Annotated in this window: 13 protein-coding genes, 1 tRNA gene and 2 pseudogenes; 8 read left to right on the top strand and 8 right to left on the bottom strand. The window is 44.7% G+C overall.

The window, feature by feature from the left end:
- Nucleotides 1-95: 95 nt before the first annotated feature.
- Entirely contained in the window at nt 96-980 is an 885-nt protein-coding gene (locus tag AB6C75_RS20215; protein WP_372047929.1) for a D-hexose-6-phosphate mutarotase, read from the bottom strand.
- Nucleotides 981-1,223: 243 nt separating this feature from the next.
- Nucleotides 1,224-2,219, bottom strand: a complete 996-nt coding sequence (gene gap, locus AB6C75_RS20210) for a type I glyceraldehyde-3-phosphate dehydrogenase (protein WP_009848658.1) — start codon at nt 2,217-2,219, stop codon at nt 1,224-1,226.
- A 319-nt stretch (nt 2,220-2,538) separates the two neighbouring features.
- Between gap and msrB the strand changes: the two genes are divergently transcribed.
- Nucleotides 2,539-2,976 carry a peptide-methionine (R)-S-oxide reductase MsrB gene (gene msrB, locus AB6C75_RS20205; protein WP_372108924.1) on the top strand — a complete coding sequence of 146 codons (438 nt, stop codon included), beginning with the start codon at nt 2,539-2,541 and terminating at the stop codon, nt 2,974-2,976.
- Nucleotides 2,977-3,156: 180 nt separating this feature from the next.
- Here msrB and AB6C75_RS20200 read toward each other — a convergent pair whose 3' ends face one another.
- A complete protein-coding gene (locus AB6C75_RS20200; RefSeq protein ID WP_372108927.1) occupies nt 3,157-3,963 on the bottom strand; it encodes a DUF2989 domain-containing protein in 807 nt (268 codons plus the stop codon).
- Between the two features lie 113 nt (nt 3,964-4,076).
- Here AB6C75_RS20200 and AB6C75_RS20195 point away from each other — a divergent pair, with 113 nt between their 5' ends.
- Nucleotides 4,077-4,358 (top strand): YeaC family protein, encoded by a 282-nt coding sequence (locus AB6C75_RS20195; RefSeq protein ID WP_009848655.1) that lies wholly within the window; start codon nt 4,077-4,079, stop codon nt 4,356-4,358.
- A gap of 149 nt (nt 4,359-4,507) precedes the next feature.
- On the opposite strand, the gene ansA is transcribed toward AB6C75_RS20195, so the two are convergent.
- Nucleotides 4,508-5,524, bottom strand: coding sequence for an asparaginase (gene ansA / locus AB6C75_RS20190; protein WP_372108921.1), 1,017 nt, complete (start codon nt 5,522-5,524; stop codon nt 4,508-4,510).
- Between the two features lie 118 nt (nt 5,525-5,642).
- A complete protein-coding gene (gene sppA, locus AB6C75_RS20185) occupies nt 5,643-7,493 on the bottom strand; it encodes a signal peptide peptidase SppA (RefSeq protein WP_372108920.1) in 1,851 nt (616 codons plus the stop codon).
- Between the two features lie 279 nt (nt 7,494-7,772).
- On the opposite strand from sppA, the gene AB6C75_RS20180 reads away from it, so the two are divergent.
- From AB6C75_RS20180 to AB6C75_RS20170, 3 genes and pseudogenes are all read left to right on the top strand, one after another.
- Entirely contained in the window at nt 7,773-9,782 is a 2,010-nt protein-coding gene (locus tag AB6C75_RS20180) for an NADPH-dependent 2,4-dienoyl-CoA reductase (RefSeq protein WP_029224084.1), read from the top strand.
- Nucleotides 9,783-9,979: 197 nt separating this feature from the next.
- Nucleotides 9,980-10,529: pseudogene (locus tag AB6C75_RS20175) on the top strand (NAD(P)H nitroreductase).
- Nucleotides 10,530-10,656: 127 nt separating this feature from the next.
- Nucleotides 10,657-12,648 (top strand): DNA topoisomerase III, encoded by a 1,992-nt coding sequence (locus AB6C75_RS20170; protein ID WP_372108918.1) that lies wholly within the window; start codon nt 10,657-10,659, stop codon nt 12,646-12,648.
- Between the two features lie 39 nt (nt 12,649-12,687).
- On the opposite strand, the gene AB6C75_RS20165 is transcribed toward AB6C75_RS20170, so the two are convergent.
- Complete coding sequence (locus tag AB6C75_RS20165) at nt 12,688-13,689, bottom strand: DUF3080 domain-containing protein (RefSeq protein WP_372108916.1); 1,002 nt, start codon at nt 13,687-13,689, stop codon at nt 12,688-12,690.
- A 7-nt stretch (nt 13,690-13,696) separates the two neighbouring features.
- Nucleotides 13,697-14,383, bottom strand: coding sequence for an SDR family oxidoreductase (locus AB6C75_RS20160; protein ID WP_372108914.1), 687 nt, complete (start codon nt 14,381-14,383; stop codon nt 13,697-13,699).
- A gap of 261 nt (nt 14,384-14,644) precedes the next feature.
- Between AB6C75_RS20160 and AB6C75_RS20155 the strand changes: the two genes are divergently transcribed.
- On the top strand, nt 14,645-15,565 hold the full coding sequence (locus AB6C75_RS20155; protein WP_372108912.1) for a histone deacetylase: 921 nt from the start codon (nt 14,645-14,647) through the stop codon (nt 15,563-15,565).
- Between the two features lie 65 nt (nt 15,566-15,630).
- Here the strand turns inward: AB6C75_RS20155 and AB6C75_RS20150 are convergent.
- Nucleotides 15,631-15,721: transfer RNA gene (locus AB6C75_RS20150), tRNA-Ser, on the bottom strand.
- 325 nt (nt 15,722-16,046) lie between these two features.
- On the opposite strand from AB6C75_RS20150, the gene AB6C75_RS20145 reads away from it, so the two are divergent.
- Both AB6C75_RS20145 and AB6C75_RS20140 read left to right on the top strand, forming a co-directional pair.
- Nucleotides 16,047-16,490 (top strand): Rrf2 family transcriptional regulator, encoded by a 444-nt coding sequence (locus AB6C75_RS20145; RefSeq protein WP_372108910.1) that lies wholly within the window; start codon nt 16,047-16,049, stop codon nt 16,488-16,490.
- Nucleotides 16,491-16,526: 36 nt separating this feature from the next.
- Nucleotides 16,527-17,343 (top strand): annotated as a pseudogene (locus AB6C75_RS20140) (NnrS family protein); the annotation flags it as partial.
- Between the last annotated feature and the right edge of the window lie 54 nt (nt 17,344-17,397).

Raw genomic sequence — 17,397 nt, 5'->3', positions numbered from 1 at the left:
ATCTGTAGGATCGTTCAACTGATCAGGAAAATGCTTAAATGATCAGTGTTAGCTCATGGGCTGCATTTTCGTATCTAATTGGCGTAGCTTTAAGTTTATTTCGAAGCAATCACTGTAATCAGCTGGTGGCTTTCGCCAGGCTGTAACGTTTTGCCTGCTTCTAGGCTCGGTGCGTGCAGTGTTGACTCGACACACATCATGGTTAGATAACCGTCGTCTTGCATGTCGCCCATACCTGCAGCCCCTTCCGCCCACGGGTTCCAAAGTACCGCAGAGTTATGACCGTGGTTTTCAACCGTTAGTGTGCGATCCAGCTTTTTGTCAGCAACAAAGATTTGCGCTTCTGGTTGCGTGTAAACGCGGTCAATCGTGTCAGTCAGTACCAGTTCAGCACCACCTTGGCAGATCTTGCCACCTTGTAGGCTATCAATGTACTCAGCACCCATACCCGTTGTGGTTGTGTTGTGAATATCGCCAACGTTTAGGTAAGTGTGCAGTGCACCAGAGAAAGTCCATGGCTGAGAATCAGTGTTCTTCACGTCCAGCGTTACTTTTAGCTGCTCGCCGATCTCAACATTCAAACGTGCATCAAACTGATGAGGCCATACTGCTAGCGTCTCTTCGTTTGGCTTCAGACCTAAGCTAACAATCACGCCAGCTTCGCTTTCACGGTGCTCAACCAATTGCCATTCGCTTGAACGTGCAAAACCATGCGCTGGGGCTGCAATGCGACCAAACCAAGGCCAACATACTGGAATACCACCACGCAGAGCCGTTTTGCCATCGAATTTAGCTTGTTGGCTCATCCAAATTAGGTCTTCTTGACCTTGCGGTTGGAATGATACGACATGACCGCCAAACAACGAAATCGCTGCGTTTGCTTTATCGTGGATAACACGAACTAGTTTTACACCTTCGTGCTCAACGATAGTGACGTTGTCAGAAAGTACCGCCAGTGCAGGTAGAGTAGATAAATCCATTACATGATCCTTCTAAGGAAATTGAATTCAAATGCTGACTAGAACTAGGGTGCTTGTGATTTTATGAGTGACAAGCAGAGTCAGTATTGGAATTGAATTTCAGTGTTTTGGTGATCGGGATTGAAGTCGGAAGTTGTTTAAAAGATAGCAGGTATTAAAAAGGCGACACTAAGGTCGCCTTTTTCAAAGTCTGCTCAAAACAGTCTTCGCTAATGCTTATCTAAAGCTATTTCTAAAAAGAAATTACTTAGAGATGTGAGCGATTAGGTCTAGAACTTTGTTTGAGTAACCGATTTCGTTGTCGTACCAAGATACAACTTTAACGAATTTGTCAGTTAGAGCAACACCAGCTTTAGCATCGAATACTGAAGTTTGAACTTCACCGATGAAATCTTGTGATACTACTTGGTCTTCAGTGTAACCAAGAACGCCAGCCATTTCGCCTTCAGAAGCTTCTTTCATTGCAGCACAAATTTCTTCGTAAGATGCAGCTTCTTTTAGGTTAACAGTTAGGTCAACTACAGATACGTTAGCAGTTGGTACACGGAAAGCCATACCAGTTAGAAGGCCGTTTAGTTCTGGAAGAACAACGCCTACAGCTTTAGCAGCACCAGTTGAAGATGGGATGATGTTTTGAGAAGCACCACGGCCACCGCGCCAGTCTTTAGCAGAAGGGCCATCTACAGTTTTTTGAGTTGCTGTAGTAGCGTGAACTGTAGTCATAAGACCAGACTCAATGCCCCACTTATCGTTAAGTACTTTAGCGATAGGTGCAAGACAGTTAGTAGTACAAGAAGCGTTAGAAACGATGTCTTGACCAGCGTAAGATGCTTGGTTAACGCCCATTACGAACATTGGAGTTGCATCTTTAGAAGGACCAGTAAGAACTACTTTCTTAGCGCCAGCAGTGATGTGCTTACGTGCAGTCTCGTCAGTTAGGAAAAGACCAGTTGCTTCAGCAACTACGTCTACTTCGATAGCATCCCACTTAAGGTCTTCTGGGTTACGCTCAGCTGTAACACGTACAGTTTTACCGTTAACGATTAGGTTACCGCCTTCAACTTCAACAGTACCGTTGAAACGGCCGTGAGTTGAGTCGTACTTAAGCATGTATGCCATGTACTCTACGTCGATTAGATCGTTAATACCTACTACTTCGATGTCTGCACGCTCTTGAGCTGCGCGGAATACGAAACGGCCGATACGGCCAAAACCGTTAATACCTACTTTGATAGTCATTGTAGTTGCTCCACAACTTAATTTCTGATTAAAGATAACTGGTAGTAAAATTACAGAATCCAGTATACATCTGCAATAGATAATCCGACTTAACTTGTTTAATGTCAAAAAAAAGCGACGCTTTTCTTAACAATTGGGCGTAAGTGGTTGAAAATTGACCATTGCGAGTGGCTCTGTACCCTTCCAGTTGGGTAAAATACCTCTAAATGATGATTCACTTATGAGTGTATATGTACAATGTTTCCTGGTGAGAAAGTATGTGCTACAAAACGACTCATATGCAAGCCTTTATAGAAAAAAGTAAATATAATAACTGATAATGTGGAGAGATGTTAACGTGATTCAAAAGGGAGGAAATATGATAAAGCCTGATGAATACTGGCGTGAGCGCCTAACGGACGATGAATTTTCTGTGTGTCGTCAACGTGGTACCGAAGCCCCATATAGCGGTAAGTTACTGCACAACCATAAGACGGGTGTCTATAGCTGCACATGCTGTGAAAGCCCTTTGTTTCTGTCGGATAACAAATATGATTCAGGGTGCGGTTGGCCAAGCTTTGATGCCCCAGTGAATGATGAAGCAGTACGCTATATAGAAGATCTAAGTCACGGAATGAAGCGTGTAGAGATCCGTTGTACCGCTTGTGATAGCCATTTAGGTCACGTTTTTCCTGATGGTCCGAAGACAACCGGTGAACGGTTCTGTGTTAATTCTGTGTCGTTAATTTTCAACAAAAATGACAAAAGTACGAAATAACTTGTCACTATTGTTTAATCCTTACAGGTCGCATTTGCCGATCGACTAACACTGAACGACCCAAGAGTTAAGTATTTCAGAGTTATCTCTAGTACAAATAAAAACAGCTACCATGATGGTAGCTGTTTTTTTGAAAGCTCGTGAATAGAACGTTTGGACTAGAAAACGAGAACAGTGCGATCAGTAACGAGGGACAATCGAAGGGCTGTAAACCTCATCTTCAATAGCGTCGACTATATTGTCCGCGTCTTCATTTAGTTGTTCGTATGTTGACTCATCGAAACGGTACAACACGGTAAGTTCTGCTTCCGAAGCAATAGGCACATCAAAGTTCTTGGCAACCATTGCCCAGACGTACGCTTTTTCCATATGCCCAAGGCTGTGGTTGATACTCGCCATCGATTTGAAGATCTCGGTGTTGACCTTCGAACCATTAGAAAGCGTTAACGCATTGTTGAGTAGCTTAAGCGTCTTTTCATGGTCACGGGTAGTATAAAAAGTGGCTAGCGCATATTGCATCTCTGCTGTGTTTAATGCTTCTGTCCCTTCTAATTGCAGGAAACTGCGTCTTGCGTTGGTATCCCCAGTTTGTGACCACATAAAATAAAGCGTTTCCGGGGTATTTGATCGCGAGAGTTCATCAACAATACGCTCAGACTCTTCGATACTATTCATTAAGGAGATGAAGCGACGTTCTTGAAGTTTGGATTGATCAATCGTTTCAATTTGTGCTGCAAGTTCTAAACACTTTTTGTAGGCAGAGACTAATTCGAACTCTTTAATCTTATTGGTATCGCTGGGGCTTTCTTTTGCTTCAAATCGATGCCAGACGAGGTCGGTACGTGCGACACGGCACTGTCCGTCGTTCATATTTAACTTTTCACACTGAAGCCACGGGTTGCTTTCGCACAATTGAGCGGTATTTTTGTTCCCGTCAAAGCACCCAACCAGAGTGAAAGGCAATAGGCTTAGTACCAACCATTTCATAATTTTCATATTCCTTCACTTGTGATCAAATACACTTATTTTCAGTCAGGTTCTTGACTCAATTCTGATACGGGTTATTTTCTGGTGAAAATTGTTAAAACTAAGGCCTTACCATGGATGCAGAACAACTTCTTAGCGCAATGACCCCCGAGGTCTACGAACGTTTAAACTATGCAGTTGAAACGGGGAAATGGCCAGAAGGAACGGCGCTCTCTAAAGAACAGCGCGACTCGTGTATGCAGGCGGTTATGTTGTATCAATCGAAACATAACTCTGAAGCTCAACATATGACAATTGCAGCCGGCGGAGAAATTAGCTTTAAATCAAAGTCTGAACTAAAGAAGCAGTTTAAGTCCGACCAAGAAGATATTGTTAGAGTTAATCCTAATCATTAGGCTTAAATTACAACAAAGGGGTGGCACTGTGCCACCCCTTTTTTACTGTTAAGCTGTTTATTTATAAACAATAATACGATTTAGTTCAGGTTTGCGTGAGGGGGCTTGATTAAAGGTAAGCCCTCGGCTAAACGAATCGCAGGATAGACTTATAAGCTCATCTCACCGCGTAACACTTGTTGCATTTGAGCCTTCACTTCTTCGTAGCCTAAATCTTGGCTCAATAGATAATGTAATTTCGCCAGTGCTGCTTCTGGTGTCATATCGTAACCACTGATAACGCCCGATTCTGCTAGAGCACAACCCGTCGCGTAACCACCCATGTTGACTTTACCTGCCAAACACTGAGTTAGGTTCACCACAATCACACCACGCTCAGAAGCATCTTTTAAGTGTTGAAGTAGTTCTTGATTTTGCGGTGCGTTACCAACACCAAAAGTAAGCAGAATCATTGCATTTACAGGCTGTAGTAGCGTGTTGCGAATCACCTCATGCGAGATTCCTGGGTACATTGTAATTACACCTATGGGTTGCGGAGTAATGTTATGAACCTTGAAAGCACCTTCAGGTTGTTCGTTTACCTTAACGTTATTGCTGATCTGGATATTGATACCCGCTTCTAGCAATGGAGTTAGGTTTGGAGAGGTAAACGCATTGAAGCCATCAGCGTGTGATTTTGTACTGCGGTTACCGCGCATCAACTTGTTGTTGAAGAACAGTGTCACTTCGTTGATCGGATAGTTCGCTGCAATGTGCAGAGCATTAAGCAGGTTTGCTTGTCCGTCTGAACGTAATTCTGCTAATGGGATCTGAGAGCCCGTAACAATCACAGGTTTGCCGAGGTTTTCTAACATGAATGACAGAGCTGAGGCGGTGTAAGCCATAGTGTCTGTACCGTGCAGGATAACGAAACCATCGTACTTATCGTAGTTCGCGCGAATATCATCAGCGATAGTCTGCCAATCAAGTGGCGTCATATCTGAAGAGTCCATTAATGGAGAGTATTCATGAATGGTGTACTCAGGCATTTCTGGGCGATGGAATTCAGGCATGCCAGCTAGCTGCTTATCCATAAAACCTGCGACTGGGACATAGCCGTGGTCCAAAGACTTCTGCATGCCAATTGTGCCGCCGGTATACGCGATATAGATGTGTTTTCTTTCCATGGCGATTAATACTTAGTGTGATATAGGGAACAGGGGGGCGATTATAGCGAATTATCATGCAATAAAAAGAGGCGCCTCACACAGAGGCGCCTCTTGATAACAAAGCGTTGAGCTTATCTTATTGAACTTGGCAGTTTAAGCAAAAAGCATATCGGCCTTGTGGGTCGTTAAAGTTACCTAACAGTTGGCTATCTTGAGCTAACTGTTGAGTAACAGGCTGTAAACTGCTTGGAATCATTGACTGAATATCAAGGCCTATCGACATCTGAACTTGGTTCATAAATTCTTGAATAAATAGTTCAGTGGCTGAAAGAGGCTCTTCTACCCAGTAGATATTGTAGGTTTCAAGCTCTGCAAGTGAAGCCGCAGCTGTAATCGCATCATCAAAATCACCAATTTCATCGACTAGACCTTTCTCGATTGCATCTTGCCCTGTCCATACTCGGCCTTGAGCAATCTTGTCGACAGCATCGACTTCCATGCCACGGTTTTCTCCAACTAGGCTGATGAATCGGCGGTAACCGTTTTCAATGCCCATTTGGAAAGCATCTTTCGCGCCGTCGCTAAGCCCTGTTGTAATACCAAGACCAGAGAAAGGCGACGTACCAACGCCATCGGTGTAAACGCCGATATCGTTCAAGCCTTTCTCAAAGGTCGTGATAACACTGAAGATACCGATCGAGCCTGTTAGTGTGGTTGGTTGAGCCAAAATCTTGTCTGCGCCCATCGAGATCCAATAACCACCAGAAGCAGCCAGGCTAGACATAGAAACCACAACAGGTTTACCTGCTTGCTTAATCGTTTCTATTTCATTGCGGATAACTTCTGAAGCAAATGCGCTACCACCTGGGCTGTCTACACGAAGTACAACCGCTTTCACTTTGTCGTCGTTGCGCGCTTGGCGAAGTAGGGCGGCCGTGGTATCACCACCAACGGTGCCACGTGGCTGTTTGCCATCCATAATTGCGCCGCTAGCGACAATTACAGCGACATCGTGCGATTCACTTGTTAGATCTGGAAGCATAGTTGTACGGTACTCGTAGTACCCCAACGCGTTATAGCTGTCTTGACCGTCACTGCCGAAGACGTCTGCGAGCTCTAGACGAACTTGTTGGCGAGTTGCCAGTTCGTCAACTAAACCAAGCTTCTCTGCCAGTTTTGCGATATCGCCATCAACCGACTCAAGGTCTTTTAAGAAAGAGTCCATGCTTGGGTTCAAGGTTTTAGCATCGATCTGGCGGTTGTTGCTTACGTCATCAACGTATGCACCCCATAATTGGCTCAACCAACGAGAAGCTGACTCTTTCGCTGCGTCTGACATGTTGTCGCGAATGAAAGGTTCGATTGCAGACTTGTAAGTACCGACGCGGAATACATGTGTATTTACGTCCAGCTTCTCTAATAGAGTTTTGTAGAATAGCGAGTAAGCACTGTAGCCTTTAAGCAGCACGCCGCCGTCAGGCGATAAGAAGACTTTAGTTGCGTAGCTGGCTAGGTAGTATTGGCTTTGGTTATAAAAGTCACCCACCGCATAAATTGGTTTGCCAGTTGCTTTGAACTCGTTAAGTGCTTTAGCTATGTAGCGAAGCTTGGTCAGATTGGTTTCTGGCAACTCTTTGAGTGCTAAAACGATACCAGTAACCTTGTCATCGTCTTTGGCGTAGCGAATCGTTTCAACAATATCAAACAGGACATTTTCTTTTGGAAGGTCTTTACCAAGCAGTGAACCCGTAACCGAATCCATCGGATTGATATAGCGACTTTGCTCCACGATAGGGCCAGACAGGTTAAGTACTAAAGCCGATTCCTGTGGAACAGTGGGTTGAGTTGTGTCTGAGTGGAAGTATACAAAGTAGATGATGGCGATACTGAGTAAAAAGAAAAGGTTAACCAGCGCAAGACGCACAAACGTGATGAGCTTCCAAATCCCTTTAAAGATCATGCCTATAAATTTGAATATTTTTTTCATTCTGTCTCCGCAGTGAGATCACGTCGCTTTAACAAGCTGTAGTACCATTAATCTCAATAATATGAACTGCTTGATATCCTACGATAATTCCCTAGCTCAAACTACACCAAGAATTGCTAATCGATATATATTCTCATTAAGTGTAGTCATATTAGGGGTTTCTGAACGATTAATACGTCCTGCATTATGATCGGTGTTACAAAAATGTAAACGGTTGTTTGAACTTTTGGTGATTGAGTTATATTGTGGTCTGACCACAAGGATATAATAATAGAAGTGATGTCTGCCATGTACCCACATTTACTCGAACCACTCGATCTTGGATTTACTCAGTTACGTAACCGTGTATTGATGGGATCAATGCACACGGGTTTAGAAGAAAATAAAGAAGGCCTCCACAAGCTTGCCGCGTTTTATGAAGAGCGAGCAAAAGGAGGCGTTGGCCTTATTGTTACCGGTGGTTTCTCTCCTAATTTACGTGGCAGATTGACCCCATTTAGTGCTGAGTTCAGTAAAGTTAAGCACGCAAAAGCTCACCAAGTTGTTACCGAGGCCGTGCATAAGCATGGCGGTAAAATTGCCCTTCAGTTGCTACATGCTGGCCGCTATGCCATGCACCCATTCGCGCAAAGCGCTTCGGGCATCAAAGCGCCAATCGCTAAGTTTGCACCGAGTGAGATGAGCCCTCGTCAAATTAAAAAGACCATCGGTGCTTTTGCCAACAGTGCAGAGCTAGCTCAGGTTGCTGGCTATGACGGCATAGAGATCATGGGCTCCGAAGGTTACTTGATTAACCAATTTATCTGTAAACGTACCAACATGCGTTATGACGAATGGGGCGGTTCTTATGAGAAGCGTATGCGTTTCCCACTAGAGATCGTTAAATCGATTCGCGAAGCGGTGGGTAAAGATTTCATCATTATTTTCCGTTTATCGATGCTGGATTTGGTTGAGCAAGGCAGCACATTCGAAGATGTTGTACTTCTGGCTCAGAAGCTAGAAGAAGCGGGCGTGACCATTATTAATACCGGTATTGGTTGGCATGAAGCTCGTGTCCCAACTATTGCGACACAAGTTCCAAGAGGGGCATTCTCTTGGGTGACGGAAAAAGTAAAACCATACGTGTCGATCCCAGTGGTGACGTGTAACCGAATCAACACGCCAGAAGAGGCCGAACGTATCCTCAGTTCAGGACAGGCCGACATGGTATCAATGGCTCGTCCATTCTTGGCTGACCCTGACTTTGTTAATAAAGCCGCTCAAGACCAAGCGCAGTTCATTAACACCTGTATCGGTTGTAACCAAGCGTGTCTTGATAACGTATTCAAAGGCAAACGAGCGAGCTGCTTGGTGAACCCTCGCGCTTGTTACGAAACTGAAATTGTTGTGCAACCCGCTCAAGCAACCAAAACCATCGCCGTCGTCGGTGCTGGGCCAGCAGGTTTAGCTTGTGCAACAACGTTGGCACAGCGTGGGCATAAGGTTGATCTGATAGAGAAAAATGACCGCATCGGTGGACAATTTAGATTGGCAATGCAGATTCCGGGTAAAGAAGAGTTCAGAGAAACGATTCGTTACTTTGCTAACCAAATAGATGCATCAGGCGTGAACTTAAAACTGGATACTGAAGCGACGTTTGAGATGTTGTTGAAGTACGATGAAGTCGTGATGGCTGCTGGTGTTGAACCCAGAAAGCTTGATATTGAAGGGATAGATCAAGAAAACGTAGTCGACTACCAAACCTTGATTCGTGAAAAGACACCAGTAGGCGAAAAAGTCGCGATTGTTGGTGCAGGTGGTATTGGTATTGATGTGGCAACTATGCTGACAGAGCCGACTTCTCATAGCTTGGACGATTGGCTGCATGAGTGGGGCATTGATAAGAATATGGAGCACCCAGGTGGACTTTATCCTTACCCTGATTCGTTCAGTGATAAAACGGTTTGGGTGATGCAGCGTAAAGCGGGTCGTGTCGGTAAAGGCCCGGGTAAGACTACAGGTTGGATTCATAAACGCACATTAGAAAAACGTGGTGTGAACTTACTTGGTGGCGTGAGCTACAACAAGATTGACGACCAAGGTCTGCACATCAGCGTTGGTAAGAAAGATCAGGTACTCGACGCCGATTCAGTTATTGTGTGTGCGGGCCAAGTTTCGGTTCGTCCATTCGAAGACATGTGGCAAGAGTTTGGTGGCAAACTGCACGTTATAGGCGGTGCCGATTACGCGGGTGAACTGGATGCAGTACGCGCAATTCGTCAAGGTGTTGAGTTAGCGATTAAGCTCTAACAACAAGAGAATACACCCGTTCATAAACTGAACGAAACTTGTAAATAAGGCTCCTAAGTCATAGATTTAGGAGCCTTTATTGTTTCCAGTATTGTTTGAACTATTGTGTCAATTGGACAGCCGTTGAGATTTATTATCGTTTGTATTCTGTGCTACAGTTCAACTATACAAACAATAAAAATTAGTAAGGACTTCAAATGGATGCTTTGGATCTATTGCTCAACAGACGCTCTATCGCAAAACTCTCTGATCCAGCACCTGAAGGTGTCGCGTTAGAAAATATCATCAAAGCAGGTTTACGAGCTCCAGACCATGGCGCATTGACACCGTGGCGCTTTGTTATCGCACAAGGTTCAGGGCTACAAAAGCTCTCTGATATTTTGGTTCGTGCTGCTGAAGCGGACGAAAGTGAAGAAGCGGTTATCGAGAAAGTTAAAAAAGCGCCGTTCCGAGCTCCAATGGTGATCACTGTCATCGCAAAGGTAACCAAGCACGAAAAAGTGCCTGCGTTCGAACAGCACTTGTCTGCGGGTTGCGCTGCACAAGCAATGCAAATGGCCGCAGTTGCACAAGGCTTTCAAGGTTTTTGGCGTTCAGGTAAATGGATGTTCCACCCTGAAGTGCACCAAGCTTTCGGCTTAGGAAGGCGACGATGAAATTGTTGGTTTCCTATACCTAGGTACTCCGGGCTGTACGCCAATGAAAGTGCCAGAGCGTGACTTCTCAAAGTTCGTCGAGTTCTTATAGATGTCGTCAGGAAAATAGCTATACAACGAATTGTTGAATGTTAACTGTATAAACAACCAGTTTTCCTTGATTTATTAGGGCCACATTAGATAATGTGGCCCTAATTGTTTGTAGCATCTGGAAAAACATGTCTCGTCTTATTATTGCTGAAAAACCAAGCCTCGGCCGTGCGATCGCCGCAGCATTGCCTAATCCACAGAAGAAAGACCAAGGGTTTATCAAATGTGGCAATGGGGATGTGGTGACTTGGTGTATTGGACACTTATTGGAGCAGGTTGAGCCAGACGCTTATGACGACCGTTATAAGAAGTGGAACTTAGCCGATCTTCCTATCGTGCCGGAGCAATGGCAGCTAAGACCGCGTAAGACGTCAAGCAAACAGCTCACGGTGATCCGAAAGCTATTGAAGGACGCGACCCAAATTGTCCATGCGGGAGACCCGGATAGAGAAGGGCAGTTGCTGGTTGATGAAGTGATTGATTATTGCAAGGTGTCTAAGGCTAAGAAAGAGTCGATGGACAGGCTGCTGATCAGCGATTTGAACTTACCAGCGGTAAAGCGTGCGCTCTCTCAGATGCGGAGTAACCGCGATTTTATTCCACTTTCTATTTCTGCATTGGCGCGCTCTAGAGCCGATTGGCTGTATGGCATGAACATGACTCGCGCGTATACCTTGCTTGGTCAAAAGGCGGGTTACCAAGGTGTGTTGTCGGTAGGGCGAGTGCAAACGCCTGTACTTGGTTTGGTCGTAAGGCGTGATGAAGAGATCGAAAACTTCATTCCGAAAGATTACTTCACTCTGCATGCGCAGATCCCTTACCAAAACAACGGCCAGAGCTTTGATATTCGTGCGCGTTGGAAGCCAAGCGAAGCATGTAAACCTTGGCAAGATGAAGAAGGCCGCGTGCTCAATCGAAAGCTGGTTGAGAATGTCGCTAACCGAATTGCTAATCAGCCTGCAACGGTGACGGAATCAGAGCAAAAGCAAAGCAAACAAGCGGCACCACTCCCTTATTCGCTGTCAGCTCTGCAGATTGATGCGTCTAAGCGTTTTGGTATGAGCGCTCAACAGGTACTCGACACTTGTCAGTCATTGTATGAGAAACACAAACTCATCACTTACCCACGTTCTGATAGCCGCTATCTACCTAAAGATCATTATTCGCAACGAGAGTCAGTCGTGGATGCTATCGCCAATAATGCGAAAGAGCTGCAAAGTGGTGCGCAAGGCGCGGATCTTTCTCTTAAATCCAAAGCATGGAACGACAGTAAGGTCGATGCTCACCACGCGATAATCCCAACGCCGAAGAAATCAGCGGTGAATGGCCTATCTGCCAATGAGATGAAAATCTATCAGCAAATCGCCCGCCAATATCTGATGCAGTTCTACCCACCGGCTGTTTTTGCGGATGCTAAGTTGGTTTTTGATATCGCTGGTGGTGTGTTCATCGCGAAAGGGCGTCAGCTTATCAACCCAGGCTGGAAAGTGTTGATGGGCAAAACGGACACCGAAGATAAAGGTGATGGTACTGACACTGTTCCACCGCTAGATAAAGGGACTGTGCTCACCTGTCGTGAAGGCGTGATTGGCGATAAGAAAACCGAGCCACCAAAACACTTTACCGAAGCGACCTTGTTACAAGCGATGACCGGTATTGCACGCTTTGTGGCAAATAAAGACCTCAAAGCTATCTTGAAAGAGACTGATGGCCTCGGCACAGAAGCAACCCGTGCGGGGATTCTCGATACTCTGTTCAAGAGACAACTGTTAATGCGACAGGGTAAGAGCATTCACAGTAGCCCGGCGGGAAGAGGTTTGATTAATGCTTTACCTGAGGACTCGACCTTTCCCGACATGACTGCTCACTGGGAGCATCAGTTGCAAGGCATGGCTGAACGAAACCAAGCGTATCAACCCTTCATGCAAGAATTAGAAAGCAAGATCGACGGCTTGATGGGCAAGGTAAAAACGGGTGAAGTTCCTGAATCCCTGCGCCATCTTCCTAAAGTCGAAAGACCTGCCTTTAAACGCCGCAAAGGTGGTGGTGCGAAGTCTTATGCCAACAAAGGTACGTATGCCAAAAAAGGGACGTATGCTAAGAAAGGCACTAAAAGCTAGGAACTGAGAGCAAACCGCTGCTTATTGGCGATATTAGACTTAACGCCCAACCTTGCGTCCGCAGCGCTTAAACAGCTGTTGCCAATAGTCGACATGGCGCCGAGTGGATGATCGAAAGGCTTGATGCGCATCTTTGATGGGAAAGTGATAACTGTGTAGCTCAGGCTGTGCGTCAAACATAGCAAGTTGGGGGGCTAGGTGCTGATAGTAGCCATCCAATTGGGCCATGTAAGGCTGAACCTTGTCAATATACTGTTGTTCGAACACATTGTTGAGATAGCGAAACTTAGTCGTGTCTCGTTGCTTCCCACAGATGATGTTGGCGTCAAAAGTAGTCAGCTGCTGGGTGATGGTATCAAGCTCTGCCGAAGCACTAGATAGTGAGTAGTACAAATCCCCAAGCGTCGAACTCTTCTCTAATCCTTCTTGAACCTCAGTAGTCTTGCCGGAAACGAGCGGTGTGTTTAACGCTTGATTTATGTGCTCTAGCGCGTCACTTGTCTGTCGAACTTGATCGCCAATATCAGCACGTAACCACTGGCTACCACGCATTTGCGACTGCATAGCTTCACTGGCATAGATGAGATTCCATTGGTGCAGTGGAAATTGTGCGAGTTTCTGTTGCTCGATTTCTCTGAGTAATTCTACGATCTCTGGTTCTAATTCGTTATTAGATAAACAATGACCAACACCTTCCAGTAAAGCGACTTGATAATCGTAATTTCTGAACTCGTCGGCGACTTTCCCAAGTACAGAGTTTCTTTCTGCAATCAGGTTGAATAATCCACATTGCCGAAGTTGATAACTGTCTATGAGCCCGATAGAGAGCGAAGGAACTTCAATAAACAGTTCTCGCTTTCTCGGTAAGCTTTCGAGCTCCCAGTCTTGTTGTATCTCGTCAGCATCTTGCACGTTGGCGATTTTGGTCTGATAGTCGTCGAAATAGTTCTGTGGGCTGTCATCGAAACATCCAGTGAGCACCATTGTTAGACACAACAGTGTTGAACGTACGAGTAAGCTTGAGATCACGCGACGAACCATGTGACGGCTACCAGTCTATTTCGCTACCATCGAAATTAAAGAAGTGACCACTCACTTCAGTATTCGATGACTCTATTACAGTCACAAGGCCTTGAGCCGAAGTCTCTGTATCAATAAGAGCATTAGGGCCGCCCATTTCCGTCTGTACCCAACCAGGATGTAACGCTAACACTGTAAAGCCATTATCGGTCAAGTCGTTGCTTAAACTCTTCACAACGGAGTTTAAAGCGGCTTTAGATGAACGATAGATGTAGCCTCCGCCTGATGTGTTTTCAGACATGCTACCCACTCTAGATGAAAGACAGGCGATCTTTTTGACGTCACTACTTTCTATAAGAGGTAATAGAGTCTCGACAAGCTTCAATGGGGCAATTGTGTTGATTTCAAATACACGACGCCACTCTTCGACATCGGTATTACCCAGACCGTAACCTTTAGGGCCATAGTAGCCAGCGTTGTTGATCAAGATATCAATCGACTCTATTTGCGAGGGGAGTTGTTCTACTGCTTGATAATCGGTTATTTCTAATTGAATGCAGGTCAGGTTGCTACTGTGCTCTGCGAGTGAGAGCAGTTCTGTTGCTGAAGAGGCGTCACGGTAAGTTGCGTACACCTTGTGATTACCTTTCAAGTATTGTTGAGTCAGACTTAAGCCTATGCCGCGGTTCGCTCCAGTAATAAAAATAACGCTCATGGTGATTCCTTTTCAGTTCAATTAGTTAAGTTTGATGGCTTAACACGAGAAAATCAACGCTCCACCAACTGGCTATTAGCATACCTACAAAAATCATTACTGCTGCCATCGAGCCGCAGATCACACCACAGATGAGTATTACGTTTTTCATTGTTGTCTCTGGAATTAATTGAAGGTAATGATAATTATTATCACTAATTAAGGTTGTCGCCAAGTCTGAGACTGTTATGATTTTGAGAAAGATATGCAATTTACTTGATTATGATTCCTTTAATTTACCACCCAATCTATTCGCAGTTACCTTTACCAGAAGGTCATCGTTACCCAATCAACAAATATCAGTTGTTACACATTGCTGTTGAGGCGCTAATGGATAGCGATCCACAATGGGGTAATGCATTCGAAATGTTCCAGCCAATGCCTGTTTCGATAGAACAAGTAAAGCAGGTGCACGATGGTGAATATGTCGATTTGCTGGTTTCTGGAAATTTGCCTGCAGCAAAAATGAGACGTATCGGTTTTCCGTGGAGCGAACAGCTTATAGAAAGAACACTCTATTCAAGTGGTGGAACCTGCTTGGCCGCTGAAATGGCAGTAGAGAGTGGTTTAGCGATTCATTTGAGTGGTGGTTATCATCACGCACACCATGATTTTGGTAGCGGCTTTTGTTTGTTGAATGATCTGGTTTTGGCGGCTAAGCATGCGCTGACCTTTGAACATATCGATAAAGTGTTGATCGTCGATAGTGATGTTCACCATGGCGATGGCACAGCGACTCTTTGCAAAGAGAATGACGACATAATTACTTTGTCGTTCCACTGCGACAAAAATTTTCCTGCACGAAAACCACTGTCTGATTTAGATGTGCCTTTAAGCCGTGAAACTAAAGATGAGGAGTTTTTGCGTTGTTTTGAACAAGTCACTAAGCTGGCGATCGCACACCATCAACCTGATCTGATTATTTATGATGCGGGGATCGATATCCATCAAGACGATGAACTGGGTTATTTGAATGTCTCGACACAAGGGATATTTGAACGCGACTGTTTCATGATTGAATTAGCGAAATCAGAGTCTATTCCAATGGCGTGTGTAGTCGGTGGCGGATATCGAACTGAACATCAAGATCTGGTGCCCATTCATATGCAGTTACTCAACGCTGCATTGGCTGTGAATAGCTGAACCGTTGAGCTCCGTGATCTCCAGATACAAAAAAGCCGCTGATTTCTCAGCGGCTTTCTTTAATGTGGTGGAGGGATAGGGATTTGAACCCTAGAACCGCTATTAACGGTTGCCGGTTTTCAAGACCGGTGCTTTCGACCACTCAGCCATCCCTCCAGTGCCGCGAATAATATAGTGGTGTGATTCGCTTGTAAATACCCTTATTAACTGACTGCTTTTTTTATGAACAAGTTTGTGTGTTTTTATATTGTCAGAGTGAAAATATATCGAAAAATGTTTCTGATCGCTTCGACTTAGAGGATTAGATCTCGTTTGAGAAAGGAAGATGGAGATAGGATCTCATACAACAGATGTGAGAAACGTCATTAAGATCGCAGCCTTAGCTTCTTGGTGCTTAGCCACTACTCCTCATTAGGTTAACTTGCCTTTAATGACTATAAGATTCATAATGAATGCATCTTATGGAGTAAAATATCCCACTATGCATATCACACGTTACACTGATTACTCCCTGCGAGTTCTGATTTATCTAGCGATCAACAACCAATCTCTTAGCACCATCGGCGACATTGCTAACAGCTATGGTATTTCTAAAAACCATTTAATGAAGATTGTTCAGCAGCTCAACCTTAAGGGGCATTTGATCGCTACCCGCGGCAAAAATGGTGGTTTGAAACTGAGTTGCCATCCAAGTCAGATCAATATTGGTACGTTAGTTCGAGAATTAGAAGATAAACGTAACTTAGTTGAATGCTTTGGCAAAGATAATAGCTGTGTTATTACACCAAATTGCCAATTGAAAACAATCTTTGCTGAAGCTCAAGAGTGTTTTTACAAATGCTTAGACGCTTATAGCTTGCAAGATCTCCTCGGCGAAGGGCACAGCTACAAACTAGGGCAACTTTTGGCGGTTGACGTTATTTAAGTAAGCAAGTTTTGTTTACTCACTAGGTTTACGATGATGAAAGATTTAAATCAACCCCCTAACAATGGCGTTTCAATGACGGCATTTTTTGAGCTCGCGTTTCGACCGTTTTTTTGTTTGCATCACTTTTTAGCGTTGCAGCTCTAGTTGGTTGGGCCGCGTTTGGAATGGTAGCGCAACTCTGAATGTTTATGGCGGAGCAATGTGGTGGCATATTCATGAAATGTTATTTGGCTTTGCAGCTACTGTCGTGGTTGGCTTTTTACTGACGGCCGTACAAAACTGGACGGGTGTCCGTAGTATTAACGGACGCGGGTTAATGATACTTCTGGTTATCTGGCTGTGTGCGAGAATAGCCATGTTCCTACCTAATGCCTTTAGCCCTTGGTTGGTGGCTGGGCTCGATTTACTGTTTTTGCCTATCGCTGTCATTTATCTTGCTCACAATATTGTCAGTGTGAAACTTTGGCGAAATCTATTGTTCGTTCCCATTTTGCTGCTAATGACTTTTGCCAATGGGGCGATGCACTATGGTGTTCTATTTCAGCAGCCAATCTTAATTTCACAAGCTAGCACAAGCATGGTGCTGTTGGTGACTCTAGTAATGTGCATTATGGGTGGACGAGTCTTTCCTATGTTTACCGCGAATGGCACACAGACACCACGAACCCCTGCATTACCATGGCTTGAAAAACTGAGTATTGTGAGTACTATTTTCGCCGTTGTGTTGAGCTTCAAGATAGTTCCAGTTCCACAAGATATCGTTGCTAGCGTGTTTATTGTCAGTGGCTTAGCAAATGCGGTTAGGGCAGTGAGGTGGAAAATATGGGTGGCTCTTAAGACCCCTCTTGTGTCAACACCTATCATTTAAGGTGTTTAGATCGCACAGTGTAGCGAGTCTTACTAA

It is taken from the genome of Vibrio sp. 10N.237.312.B06, from assembly GCF_041464685.1.
GTDB classification, from domain to species: Bacteria; Pseudomonadota; Gammaproteobacteria; order Enterobacterales; family Vibrionaceae; genus Vibrio; species Vibrio tasmaniensis_A.
The sequence above is the reverse complement of the archived record's forward strand: the minus strand, read 5'-3'. Positions and strand labels throughout refer to the sequence as shown.